This is a genomic window from Jutongia sp., assembly GCF_057878315.1.
Genome location: NZ_DBLXSO010000032.1, coordinates 20,499 through 34,259 on the forward strand (window position 1 = coordinate 20,499; position 13,761 = coordinate 34,259).

Sequence of the window (13,761 nt, forward strand, 5' to 3'; positions counted from 1 at the left end):
AGCAGTCCGTCGACTACCGGGTACCATTATCCGCATTCTGCGATCACTATGATCCTTTCTCCCTTCGCGTATATTATATTGTAATAATTCTCTGAATTATTATAGCAAAATCTTCATATTCGTCAACCGGAAAGGGATGACAAACGCAAGTAAACGGGCAATTTCTCACTTTTTACCAAGTATACCTCGGATCTGTGTCTATTTTATGTATATTCTGTTGCCATGATGTTTCCGATCCGGTTGTCTTTCTGTGCAAAAACATCTATAATCATCTATATTGTAAAGCATGACATATATCAAAAATATGCCAAAAGCCAGAAAGGAATGTCGGATTACCATGGAACAAATACTGATCGTTGAGGATGACCGCGGCTTAAACGCAGGTCTGTGCCGGGCATTAAAAGAACCCGGACGCAGGACTATCTCCTGCCAGAGTCTTCAGGCTGCCAGAGAACAGCTTATAACCGGCAGCGTGTCTCTGGTCCTGCTTGACATCTCACTGCCGGACGGCAATGGTCTTACGCTGCTCCGTGAGATCAAGGAACAGACACCGCAGATGCCTGTGATCCTTCTAACCGCAAATGACACGGACATGGACATTGTCGAAGGTCTGGAGCAGGGTGCCGATGACTATATCACAAAGCCATTTTCCCTTGCCGTGCTACGGGCGCGTGTCGGAACGCAGCTGCGCTGTCATTCCACGACAGACACATCCTCTGTGTTTGTTCAAGGAGACTACTCGTTTGATTTTGCAAGGCTTCGCTTCACATTGAATGGCTCTGACGTCGAGCTTAGCCGCACCGAACAGAAGCTGTTATATCTGCTGACGTCCAACAGCGGTATCACACTGACACGCAATCAGCTCACCGACCGCATCTGGACGGACGGCAGTGAATTTGTAGACGACAACGCACTTTCCGTCACCGTCAAACGCCTTCGCGACAAGCTGCATGCCCAGTCCTGCATCCGGACTGTCTACGGAATCGGCTACCGCTGGGAGAATGGAGAATAAATGAACCTTTATATATTTGTTACAGCAGCCGCCGTGATCACCGCCACCGCTGTTGTTCTGTGGAACAGACACAAGACAAAACGCACGATGGAGACGCTGGATCACATGCTAACTCTCGCGATAAACGGAGAATTTACCGAGGATACTTTTGACGAAAGCCTGTTATCCGCTCTGGAAACAAAATTCGCACACTATCTTTCCGCATCCGCTCTTTCAGCGCAGAATGTTGCCACCGAGAAAGACCGTATCAAAACCTTCATCGCCGACATTTCCCATCAGACCAAAACACCAATCGCCAATCTGCAGCTCTACGGTGAGCTTTTACTGGAAGAAAATCTCTCCGATTCTGCCAGAAACAGTGCTCAGGCGATCGAAGTTCAGACGAAAAAGCTGCGTTTTCTGATCGACTCTCTGGTCAAACTATCCCGTCTGGAACATGGCATCATTGCGCTTTCCTGCAAAAAGCAGCCGATTATGCCCATGCTTTTCCAGCTTCAGGAGCAGTACATACCTGCCGCCACAGCCAAGGGGCTTTCCTTGACTGTCTGCGAAGCCGATGCCACGGTCTGCTTTGATCCGAAGTGGACAAGCGAAGCGATCGGCAATCTTTTGGACAATGCCATCAAATATACCTCCACCGGCGGCATTACTGTCTCCGTTTACACCTATGAGCTGTTTGCAAGGATCGATATCACGGATACAGGCATCGGCATAGACGAGGAGGAATTTCCTAAAATATTCCAGCGCTTCTACCGCTCCGGTCAGGTACAGGATGAAAGCGGCGTCGGCATCGGTCTGTATCTTTCCCGCAAAATCCTGTCCGGAGAGAATGGCTATATTAAGGTTTCCTCCGTCCCCGGCAAAGGCTCTGTTTTCTCTGTTTATCTTCCTCTCTCCTAACCCGGACGGCAATTCTTACAAAACCGTCATAATTTTTTCCTGCCTTGAAAGATTGTGGAAAGATTTGTATGTCATACTGAACGTGTTTACAGATCTACAAAGAAAGGAAATGAATCATGTCTATTTTACAAACAGAAAATCTCACCAAAATATACGGCGATGGGGAAAACGCCGTTCACGCTCTGCGCGGCATCAATCTGACCGTGGAAAAGGGCGAATTTACCGCTATTGTCGGCACCTCCGGAAGCGGAAAGTCCACGCTGCTTCATATGCTCGGCGGACTGGATCGTCCCACAACCGGTAAAGTAATGGTCGACGGGAAGGATATTTTCTCGCTCTCCGAGGAGCAGCTTACGATCTTTCGCCGCCGCAAGATCGGCTTCGTTTTCCAGTCGTACAATCTGGTGCCTGTCTTAAATCTCTATGAAAATATCGTGCTTCCGCTGGAGCTGGACGGCAAAAAGATCGACCGCGAATATATTGATCAGATTGCAGAAACACTCGGACTCAAGGATCGTCTGGAAGCACTTCCGAATCAGCTTTCCGGTGGCCAGCAGCAGCGTGTTGCGATTGCAAGGGCACTCGCAGGCACACCGTCGATTATTCTCGCCGACGAGCCAACCGGTAATCTGGATTCCAAAACAAGCCAGGACGTTTTAAGTCTCTTAAAAGTCACCAGCGAGAAATTTGGCCAGACGATCGTCATGATCACCCACAACGAAGAGATTGCGCAGATGGCAGACCGTATCATTCACATTGAAGACGGCTGTATCTTCCGTCGGAATTAGGGGGTGAAAGTATGCATGTTTCCAATCATAAATGTATCCGCCGCTTAAGCTTTCGTGCTTTAAAAGCAGCCAAAAAGCGTAATATCATCGCGATCATTGCAATCGCACTGACAACACTTTTATTCACCTCGCTGTTTACCGTGATGATGTCGGTCAACGCCAGCTATGAAACCTATACCTTCCGTCAGATCGGCGGCTACAGCCACGGAACCTTTAAAGACGTTACCGATGAGCAGATCAAGGCACTTCAGGCACACCCTGACATCAAAAAAAGCGGCACCCGCATTGTCATCGGTACAAAATCAGATGACGGTTTCGAAAAATGCAGCGCAGAAATCAGCTATATGGATCCAAACACAGCAAAGTGGAGCTACGCCACACCAACCACCGGACGTGTCCCACAAAAGGGACACGAAATCGCAATGGACACAGGCTCATTAAAGCTTCTCGGCGTCACACCAAAGCTTGGCGAAAAAGTTTCTCTCTCCTACACACTCTGTGACAGTACACAGTCCGGCAGCACGCAGACCGCCACATTTACTCTGGTCGGTTACTGGAACTTTGATGATGTCATGCCGGTTCACTATATCAACGTTTCCAGAGATTACGTGGACGAGGCAATCGCCATCGGTCAGAAAGAAGGGCTCACAAACTTTCGCACCGATTTAAACGTTATGCTCCGTTCCAGCTTTAATATCGAGAAAACAATGGAGAATATCGACACAGATCTCGGTTACAACTGGAACACACGCGACGAAGAAAACAGCGTACGTATCGGTGCTAACTGGGGATATACCGCCTCCCGTCTGTCCGATAATCCGGACACTATCTCCCTGGTCGGTGTCATCTGCTTTTTACTCCTGACCGTCTTTACCGGATTCCTGATCATTTATAATATTTTCCAGATATCCGTCACAAGTGATATTCGATTTTACGGACTTCTCAAAACCATCGGTGTCACCCCGGCACAGCTTCGCCGGATCATACGACAGCAGGCTCTCTTCCTCTGTCTGATCGGCATTCCGATCGGACTTGTTCTCGGCTATCTGATCGGATGCCAAATGACTCCGCTGATCTTAAAGAGTTCTAACCTTTCACTGTCCGGCACGATCAGCACATCCCCATGGATCTTCCTTGGTGCCGGTCTTTTCGCTCTCGGCACGGTTCTTCTTTCCTGCTTCCGTCCGGGACGAATGGCTTCCAGAGTATCTCCGGTAGAGGCCGCCAAATATACGGAGCTTTCACGCTCGCGCGCCAAAAAACGCCGCACACGCGGAGCCAGAGTACATCAGATGGCATTTGCCAATCTGGGACGAAACAAACGCAAAACTGTTCTGGTCGTGATATCGCTGTCTCTGTCCATCGTACTGTTAAATATTCTGGTGCTGTTCGTCAACGGCTTTGATATGGACAAATATCTCTCCAGAATGCTGTGCGGCGATTTCATCGTCAGCAATAACAGTTATTTCCGCTATGACGGAAACATGAATGAAAACATCTCACAGGACACAATCGATGAGATCCGGCAAAACACCCAGAACAGCCTGAGCGGCTGTGGCTACAAGCCAAAAGATGACATCCAGCCGGTCACATGGATCACAGAGAAGACCTACCGCAAGCTCCATGATGATATCTATACCAAAGAGGAGCTGGAGCAGAACTTAAGCTACGAGGATCACCGGAATGGCCGGATTGCGTCCGATATGCAATTGGAAATTCTGGATTCCTCCCTGCTTTCAAAGCTGACCATTCACAGCGGAGATCTGTCCGCTTTATCGGACACATCAAAACATGCGATCGCAATCGTTGTCGATACAGACGATTACGGAAATATGATTAACCCGGAGAAATATCCAAAGGTCGGAGATACTCTGAAGGTATCTTATATCCGGAAGGATGGCGTTATTGATGCGCGCACCGGCGAGCCGGCTGATGACTCTACCCCGGAACAATACCTGCAGTACCATATTTTTAAATCACGCAATATCAATTACACCGTGTGTGCTCTGGTCAGCGTGCCGTACAGCATGAGCTACCGCTACTCCGTTGACTCCTATTCCACGGTTCTCACGCACGATCAGTTTCTGGTGGACAGCGGTCAGAAGGCATCCCGGTTGTTTTATCTGTTTGATACGCCAAACCGCAAAGCGGAAACCAGCGCGGAGCGTTATCTGAAACGTCAGACCTCCGGTCCTGCCAGCGAGCTCAGCTTCGACAGCCGTGCTTCGCAGCGTGCTTCACTCAACAGCTTCAAGCATCTCTTCATAATCTGCGGCGGCTTCCTGTGCGCAGTCATTGCGCTGATCGGCACACTGAACTTTATCAATGCGATCCTGACCGGCATCCTGACAAGACAGCATGAATTTGCCGTGCTGCAGTCCGTTGGCATGACGAACCGTCAGCTTCGCACCATGCTGATCGAAGAAGGCCTGTTTTACGCCATCAGCGCATCGCTGCTTGCCCTGGCGCTGTCGACCGTACTGACCTTTCCGATCGGACATATGTTTACCAACACCGTCTGGTTCTTCACGGCGCGCCCAACACTTGTACCGGTATTTATTGCCGTTCTCGTATTTCTGATTGTCGGATGCACCGTTCCTGCACTGCTCTATCGTCAGGAAAGCAGGGTCAGTGTAGTTGACCGTCTGAGACGCACGGAGTAGGGATAGCTGAAAACGAGTCTATAATAAAAAAGAGAAACACCAGTAGCGGCAATGCCGGTACTGGCGTTTCTCAGTTTATTCAGATTTCATCTGCATCAGAATCTATAATTCCTTTGATATCTCGACCACTGCAGAATAAACTACTGCATAGTAATCTGTCATATATCAAACTCCTTTGCAAGCGCCTCATCCACTTCGTCAGCAGAATATACCCTGCCTGCTTTAATAGAATCGACACCCTTCTGCAACTTTGCATCAAGCTGATTTCTGGTCATCGCACCAACAGATGACGGCTTTGAAGAAGGAAGGCGCAATTCAAACGGCATTCCCTTGTTCAATACAATCTGACTATAAAGCATCTGAATTGCACTTGAGGGAGAAATACCCAGTTGCGAAAGAATTCCCTCCGCATTATCCTTGAGATTCGTATCTATTCTTGCATATACAGCAGATGTGTTTGCCATAGTATCGCCTCCTTTTTCTTAATATTTTATCCATGTTTGCTTGCAATTGCAAGCAAATCCAACACATTTAATATTTCAATCTCTGACTATTTCACCTGCAGCTTAACGGATGCTTTCTTTCCGCTTCCATCCGTTGCATAAACAGTAATCCTGACAGTTCCCTTTTGTTTTGCTTTCACAATTCCCTTTGCAGAAACTGTTGCTTTCTTCGCACTGGACGTCTTCCAGTAATACTGATTCGATGCCAGTTTCTTGCCCGGCTTTGCCTGAACCTTTAATTTCAGCTTCTTGCCTTTCTTCAGGCTGCGTGATCCCTTCTTGATCGCAAGCTTTTTCACTGCTTTTTTCATAACCTGAACAGTAACTTTACGACTTGTTCCGTCTGCTGCCGTCACGGTGATCACTGCTTTTCCAGTCTTCTTTCCTGCCTTCACAACACCGTTTTCATTTACCTTTACAACAGATGATTTGCTGCTTGTAAACGATACTTCCTGATCATCGGTGTCTGTGATAAAGTCCGCGGAAAGTGTCATTTTCTTTCCGGCTGCCAGCTTATATTTTGTTCCAACCGAAAGATTCTTTACACCTTTGACACTTGCTTTCAAAGTAAAGCTCATTGCGGTGTGTGAGTTGTCTCCGTTTGTCCCCGATGTTGCGCTCGGACCGGTACCCGGAGCTTTTGTATTTCCCGGTGCCGGTGTCTGGCTCGGTGATGCACTTGGGGTTGTTGTATCACTTGGTGCAGGCGTCTGACTTGGTGATGCACTTGGCTTGTCAGTCTCTCCCGGTGCAGGTGTCTGACTTGGCTCTGCGCTTGGCTTGGCTGTATCACTTGGTGCAGAAGTTTCACTTGGCTCTGCACTCGGCTGGGCTGTATCACTTGGTGCCGGAGTTTCACTTGGCTCTGCACTTGGCACGCCAGTCTCTCCCGGTGCCGGCGTCTGACTTGGCTCTGCGCTTGATCCCGGTGCACTGCTTGGTGCTGGTGTCTGGCTCGGTACGGCACTTGGTGTAAGGCCCGGTGCCGGTGTATCACTTGGAGACACTGTTACTTTCGGTGTGCTGCTTGGTACGGCACTTGGCGATGTCGTCACCTTCGGCGTACTGCTCGGTACGGCACTTGGCGATACTGTCTCCTTTGGTGTGCTGCTTGGTACGGCACTTGGCGATGTCGTCACCTTCGGCGTACTGCTCGGTGCGGCACTCGGTGATGTCGTCACCTTTGGCGTGCTGCTTGGTACGGTGCTTGGCGATGTCGTCACCTTCGGCGTACTGCTCGGTGCGGCACTCGGTGTCTCTGTCCCATTCGCCTTAACATCGGATACCTCAAATGTCATAGATATCGTATTCGTCCCCTGATAAGATACCCCATTAAAATATGCTTTCTTGCTTTCCGTAGTCACATCATCAATATAGGTAATTGCCCAAATATTGACAAATGCAAAGTCAAACACATTGTTCGCTTTTCCTGTTGTACTCTTCAAGCTGCTATTATAAGTAAACACACTATTATTCATGGAATACTCTTTTCCATTGACTGTTATGGACTTTACCTTAAGCGTGGCATAGCTGATCGGTGAATCCTCCGGCTCCGTCGCCTGAATATCCTTCAAATACAGAGAACCGATATTCTGAAGCTGCGTATCCGTCACCTTCAAGGTCATTGTATATTCCTGATCTGCTGTCGTGATATCTGCACTTTCTTCGCTGACGGTAGTGCCCCAGTCGTTCGTATTCATCATATAAAGCTTCGTACGGATATATGTCGGTTTTGGCACTGTCACCTTACACTCTGCCTTATAGCCTCCTGCCACAGATGCCGTGATCGTACAGCTTCCGGCGCCCACTGCCGTAACAAGTCCGGATGAACTCACCGTTGCGACCGTGTCATCATCGGATGACCAGGAGATCAGATCCTGACTGTCCGCCGGTGTCAGAGAAGCATTAAGCTGTACTCCCGCATCGCCAACACTGACTGTAATCCGATCCTTGTCCAGTGAAATCCCTGTTGCCGTAGAGGATGCACGGTAAATCTCCATCACCGCATTCACAACCTCCGGATGTACAACCGTATTCGTTGAACGGTCGATCAGACAGAAGCCATACACTCCGTTATAACCATTATCCCATGCTACCGGTACCAGACCATTCTGTTTCGCATAATAGCAGACCTTTTGATAGAAATCGGCACGGCATACCGTATTCTGACTGTCTATCGAAGACTTATTGATCGCACCAAACTCTCCGATCACCACCGGGTATCCCTGCGAAACAAACTTATCTTTTAATTTCTTGAACTGGGATACCATATAGCTTTCATCCCCCCAGGATGCCTTCTTCGTAGAATCCGTTGCCTTGCTGCCCCACTGCGTAACCGCCTGAGATTCCGTTCCACAGAACTCCCATGGAGCATAATAATGAACGGAGATCATGATTCTCTTCTCTCCGGCTGCCACACCGGATGACAAATACTGATCTGTTGGCAGCGCAAAACCATAATCACCAACCGTATAATTAATATCCGTATTCCATCCCGGAATCAACAGCCAGCGCTTGTCATTATTGCCGCCGGTCTGACGAACCGTATCCACAAAGATCTGATTATATGTATTAATATTCTCATAATGCGTTCTGTTCGGATCACCATAAGTTCCATCAAATTCCTCATTCATCGACTCAAAGATCAGATGCTCATCGTAGTCCTTAAAGCGCGTTGCAATCTGCTGCCAGCATGCCTTATACTTCTCCCGGATCTTCGTCTGATCGCTGCTTCCGCAAAGAAGCCATCCTCCATTGATCGTCGTATAGCCATCTCCATGCATATTCACAATCGCATACATATCGTTCTTCACACAATAATCCACAACCTCCTGCACACGGTCAAGCCAGGCAGAATCAATCTGATATCCATTATTATCGTCAATCTTGTTCAGATAAGACACCGGAATGCGGATCGACTGAAAGCCTGCACTTTTCGCAGCCAGTACAAACTGCTCCGTCAGCTTCGGGTTGCCCCATGCTGTCTCATTCGGAGTTCCGGCATCATTCGCTTCGAGCGAATTGCCCAAATTGTAACCAACTCCCATTGCCTCCGTGATCTGCTGTTGATTCAGATCCTGAAATGATGATGTCGAAGTCGCTGCACGAGCCGGCACACCCCCTGTTCCACCGGATGTCAATGAAGCGATCGTCATCGCTGCACTCAGCAGCACCGCCAATACTCTTTTGTTCTTGCGCATATAATGCCCTTCCTTTCCATTTTGTACAAAACAACCCCAGCGTTCTGCCCTCCAAGAATTGCTTTGCAATTCTTGGAGGTATCCCACCACATTACGATCTTTTTCCTATACCATTAAAAAAATGGGAACAATCCCCATTGCTCCCGCTTGTAATTATATCAAATATCTTTTTGAATTACTATACACTTTTACAAATATTCTACTTTTTACTCTTGCAGTTCTGCTAAAATCCGTAGCACCTCAGATTCCGGCAAGGAAAGTTTATCCGCAATTTGGGATGGGGTCATATGAAACCCTGTGTATAATATTTCTATTTTGCCCTCGAGCCTTCCTTCGATCTTTCCTTCGATTTTTCCCTCGAGCTTTCCCTCTTCATATCTTTCCCTATATTCCTGCTGTAATGTCATATAATCCAGCCTCCACTTCTCATTCTGACGGACAGACTGCACCGCCTCCTCCAGATCTTGTGTGAAAGCATCCGATACACCCTTTCCATATTGATCAAATGTGCAGATAAAAATGACATAGCTTTTCTTCAGGTTCCTATAATCCTCCCCCTTTTCAAGAATATTCAGATCAATCATCCCCTGACAATACGGTCTGCTTTCAAATATCATGCTTTCACATTGATGCCATTAAGCATGGCATCAAAGATCATTTCCAAAGTGTTCACACTCATCTGCTCCAACTGATCCTTCGGTGTATACTTCATAAAGAAATGCAAACGATTTCTCCACATATAATATTCTATAAAAGTATTTGGTCTTTTGTTATTCGCTCCCATCTGATGTAAGGCTTTCGCTGCCGGCAAAGTTCCATCCTCCGGCACATCCGCATATAATGTCTGCACCATGCCCTGCGCAAAATCAATCTTCATCCCGCACTACTGCACATACTCCGGCATCTGGGTATGGTATACTCTGGCACCTGCCATTCCCGTATCGGGATGTTGCTCCAAATAAGTATACAATTCCGCGATAGCCTGTTCATCTACCATCGCATCATCCAGACACATCGCATAAGAGTAACCCTTTTCTAACACAAGCCGGAGCCCGGTATTAAATCCACCGGATCCCCCAAGATTCTCTGCATTTTGCAACAGTGTCACCTGATCGCCATACTTCTCCAGGATCCTCTCAGGGCTTCCATCTGTAGAAGCATTATCACCACCGATCGTGTCAAGCAAAATCAAAAGTTTTACAACAATCTGCAGTACAGCAAATCATCTACAAATCTCGTGGTATATATGTTATAATGTACTATACCTCAAGGAGATCCAAGCGACCACAATGCAGGCATTTGGTTATCCGGGGTTATTAACGAACAAATTAGCTTTCAAAACACATAACAAGCTTTGAAAAAGCGGATTTTCGAGTTATCTAAGTGGAACTTTTCAAACATAGCAACTCAATACGTGGAGAAGATTTCTATCGAAAAACCATAGTTTATGAAAAGAGGTGACCGCCTATGAAAAATAAGGCAAACACAGAAACATCTTTGAAACCTTCTAAGAAAAAGAGTAACACGAAGATTTCAATCAAAACAAAGATCATTGGAACCATCGTACCGGTTGTAACCATTTTGATCGTTGTCATGATCTTACTGTCCTACACAATTTCCGGCAAGATCATTTCCAACAATGCAACCAGTCTGTTGGATTCCTCCATCAGCTACCAGTCAGAAAGTATTGCCGGATGGCTAAATGAAAATCTTGCAGCATTTTCTACGGCAAAGCAGACCATTGAGCAGACCAAAGCGTCCGGTGCGGAATTGCAAAAGTTGTTAGATTCCTACTATGAGTATAATGCCAATTATCCAAACGGACTTTATGTCGCTGATGAGGAAGGTAATGTCATCAAGGCCAGCAAGTCAGAGCAGACTTTTCATGATGTTACACAGTCTACCTGGTACCAGGAAGGACTTTCCCGTATTAATATGAAATACGGCAGTGCTTACGAAAGTGACGACGGAACAAACCAAGTCAGTGCTTCCGCATTGTTAAATGACGGTTCCGGCACGATCCGCGTAATCTCTGCAGATGTATCTCTTCAGAGAATTGCCGTAATCGTTAATTCCTTTGTCAAAATGAATGATGCCGCAGCCTTTCTGATCGATACGAACGACGGAACGATCCTGGCACATCGTGATTCTTCTCTCGTGTCCACGAAATTGGATACATCCAACAAGGATGCCTTTTTATCCTCTGTAGCAAAGAAGATTTCCGACAACGATTATGACACTTGCGAATTGAATGGTAATCTGACCGGATTTGAAACCGTTTCCGGAACAAACTGGGTACTGGTGTCCTACATTCCGGACAAGATCATTTACGCAGATGTCAACAGTCTTCGTACAAAAATGGTCGTTATCGCAGTCGTTGCCCTTTTAGTTCTGGTCGTTTTAGTCGAGCGAATTATACATCTGGTTGTCAAACCGGTACGCAGACTTACTAAGACAATTACCACAATGGCAGATGGTGATTTCACCGTTGATGTCAAGGTCAAAGGCAGTGATGAGATTGGACATATGGGCAGAAGTGTCCGGCATTTCCTAGATTCCATTCGGGGTATGTTGTATGAGATCCACGAAATCTCCGACAGAGTATCTGAGCAGTCAGACACGACCAACAACCTGTCCGTAGGAATGTATGATTCCGCATCCGTACAGGCAAAATCCATGCAAGAATTGAACGTCACCGTCGATGAGCTTTCCCGCTCTATCAGCGAAATTGCCGACAATGCCACAACACTTGCTATGGTCGTTTCTGATACAAAACAGACAAGTACAAAGGTAGAGTCACATATGCAGCAGACTGTCACCGCTTCCATTCAGGGTAAAAACGATATGCGCCAAGTCAATGATGCAATGGAGACAATCAGTTCTTCTATCCGGAAATTAGACCAGGCAATCGATAAGGTCGGAAAATCTTCTGAGGAAATTGAAAAGATCGTAGGCGTCATTGGTAATATTGCAGATGAGACGAATCTCCTTTCCCTGAACGCTTCGATTGAAGCAGCACGCGCCGGAGAAGCCGGCAAGGGATTTGCCGTTGTCGCAACAGAAATTGGTAAGTTAGCACAGACCAGTACCGAGTCCGTTGGTCACATCGTGGAATTGATCAACGAGGTAACCGGTCTTGTACAGGAGACCATCAAACAGGCAGCTGACAGTATGAAAAACATTGATGACAGCAGTCTCATGATCAATACTGCGTTGCGTACTTTCGATGAAATCTTTAACGATATTCAGGTAACGGAAGATTTGATCAAACAGATGATGACTAAAGTAAGCGAAGTAGATTCTGTAGCAACAAATGTCGCTGCCATTTCCGAAGAACAGGCAGCCAGCACACTGGAAATCCAAGCCACTTCCGAAAACATGGTGGCACAGGCAAACAGCATTGCTGATAACAGCAATATTGTCATGGACGGTGCCAAAGAACTTTCGCAGAGTGCAGACAATCTGAAAGAACATATTGGTCGTTTCAAAATATAAGACGCAAATTTGCGCAGAAATGAGGGTAACTATGCAATACAGAAAAAAATTATTGACAAAAATATTTTCTGTGGTTCTCTGCCTTGGCTTGCTGACGGGCTGCTCCAATGGCAGTACACAGAGTGATAATGCTTCCGGCATCAAAATGTACCTCACGGTCTCTACGGCTGATACTTTTCGCCAAACGATCATTGATGCTGCGAAACAACAGGCTCAAAAAATTGGTGCAGAACTTACAGTGCAAGATGCACAAGGTTCTTTGGAAAACCAATTAGCACATATTAAAGAAGCAGTAGATAGCGGTTATGATGTCATCCTCTGCAACCCTGTTGATACAGATACGGCACTGCAATTACAGGTAGCTGCAGGTGATCTGCCTATCGCTTTCTTTAACTCCTGCCCTAATTCGGAGCGATTGGAAGCAGGCAAGTACATCTTCGTTGGATCCAATGAGAAAGAAGCCGGAAAATATCAGGCAGAATATATCTTGAATAAATATTCTTCCAAAAACGACATTAATGTGGCTATCTTCAAAGGCGAGAAAACACATTCCGCTACTTTAGGAAGAACAAATGCATTGAAACATACCTTAAATGCATCCGGCAAAAATATCCATTATGTCTTCGAGGACAATGCCGATTGGTCAACAGACACGGCAAAAGAATACTTTAACTTGTTCCTCAAGACCGGACAGCCTGTCGATGTTGTAGCATGCAACAACGACGATATGGCACTTGGAATCGTGCAGTCGTGCGAGGAGAACCATATTTCCTTTGATACTCTCCCTGTCATTGGTGTAGATGCCACCGATGCCGGTTGTCAATCCATCAAAGACGGCAAAATGGCATTTACGATCTATCAGTCCGGCTCCGGACAGGGTGAATATCTGATCAAAGCTGCCGCTCGTTTGGCACAAAACCAATCATTGGAAGGTATCAAATATTTGTCAGATGATCAAAAATATGTATGGGTTCCATTTGAAAAAGTGGATAAAACAAATGTAGATCAGTACTAATACTACGATGACATGCATATGATATAAGATAACTAAACAAGAGCAAAACACTGGTTTTGCTCTTGTTTATGGAAGCATCCCAACGAGAGTGTGATACTTTTTCTGTAAAATAATGATTAGAAGGTTCTTCTATGATAAAATAAATATCATTAGGAGGGCCTTTTATTATGGCAAGACAAAAGAAA

The 13,761-nt window shown here is 46.5% G+C and carries 11 protein-coding genes; 6 read left to right on the forward strand and 5 right to left on the reverse strand.

All coding sequences use genetic code 11. From position 1 onward, the window contains the following. Window positions 1–337 precede the first annotated feature (337 nt). The 4 genes from ACZLMD_RS08700 (at window position 338) to ACZLMD_RS08715 (ending at window position 5,363) form a co-directional block, all read left to right on the forward strand. Window positions 338–1,012 (forward strand): response regulator transcription factor, encoded by a 675-nt coding sequence (locus ACZLMD_RS08700; protein WP_022306477.1) that lies wholly within the window; start codon window positions 338–340, stop codon window positions 1,010–1,012. Continuing rightward, window positions 1,013–1,912, forward strand: a complete 900-nt coding sequence (locus ACZLMD_RS08705) for a sensor histidine kinase (protein ID WP_484104722.1) — start codon at window positions 1,013–1,015, stop codon at window positions 1,910–1,912. Between the two features lie 116 nt (window positions 1,913–2,028). After that, window positions 2,029–2,700, forward strand: coding sequence for an ABC transporter ATP-binding protein (locus ACZLMD_RS08710; protein ID WP_118559224.1), 672 nt, complete (start codon window positions 2,029–2,031; stop codon window positions 2,698–2,700). 11 nt (window positions 2,701–2,711) lie between these two features. Then, complete coding sequence (locus ACZLMD_RS08715) at window positions 2,712–5,363, forward strand: ABC transporter permease (protein ID WP_489495565.1); 2,652 nt, start codon at window positions 2,712–2,714, stop codon at window positions 5,361–5,363. A gap of 158 nt (window positions 5,364–5,521) precedes the next feature. Here the strand turns inward: ACZLMD_RS08715 and ACZLMD_RS08720 are convergent, their stop codons facing one another. The 5 genes from ACZLMD_RS08720 to ACZLMD_RS08740 all read right to left on the reverse strand — a co-directional run bounded on the left by ACZLMD_RS08720 (window position 5,522) and on the right by ACZLMD_RS08740 (window position 10,258). Beyond that, a complete protein-coding gene (locus tag ACZLMD_RS08720; RefSeq protein ID WP_022306481.1) occupies window positions 5,522–5,827 on the reverse strand; it encodes a type II toxin-antitoxin system RelB/DinJ family antitoxin in 306 nt (101 codons plus the stop codon). Window positions 5,828–5,913: 86 nt separating this feature from the next. Continuing rightward, the gene (locus ACZLMD_RS08725; RefSeq protein ID WP_484104721.1) at window positions 5,914–9,066 is read right to left on the reverse strand and encodes a cellulase family glycosylhydrolase; all 3,153 of its coding nucleotides are present in this window, start codon (window positions 9,064–9,066) and stop codon (window positions 5,914–5,916) included. A gap of 206 nt (window positions 9,067–9,272) precedes the next feature. Further along, window positions 9,273–9,473 (reverse strand): hypothetical protein, encoded by a 201-nt coding sequence (locus tag ACZLMD_RS08730; protein ID WP_482522528.1) that lies wholly within the window; start codon window positions 9,471–9,473, stop codon window positions 9,273–9,275. Window positions 9,474–9,679: 206 nt separating this feature from the next. Continuing rightward, window positions 9,680–9,943 (reverse strand): hypothetical protein, encoded by a 264-nt coding sequence (locus ACZLMD_RS08735; protein WP_489495566.1) that lies wholly within the window; start codon window positions 9,941–9,943, stop codon window positions 9,680–9,682. Between the two features lie 6 nt (window positions 9,944–9,949). Further along, complete coding sequence (locus tag ACZLMD_RS08740; RefSeq protein WP_489495567.1) at window positions 9,950–10,258, reverse strand: glycosyltransferase; 309 nt, start codon at window positions 10,256–10,258, stop codon at window positions 9,950–9,952. Between the two features lie 275 nt (window positions 10,259–10,533). On the opposite strand from ACZLMD_RS08740, the gene ACZLMD_RS08745 reads away from it, so the two are divergent. Together ACZLMD_RS08745 and ACZLMD_RS08750 are read left to right on the forward strand one after the other, a co-directional pair. Further along, entirely contained in the window at window positions 10,534–12,561 is a 2,028-nt protein-coding gene (locus tag ACZLMD_RS08745) for a methyl-accepting chemotaxis protein (RefSeq protein WP_489495568.1), read from the forward strand. A gap of 31 nt (window positions 12,562–12,592) precedes the next feature. Further along, a complete protein-coding gene (locus ACZLMD_RS08750; protein ID WP_484107379.1) occupies window positions 12,593–13,576 on the forward strand; it encodes a substrate-binding domain-containing protein in 984 nt (327 codons plus the stop codon). The last annotated feature ends 185 nt before the right edge of the window (window positions 13,577–13,761 follow it).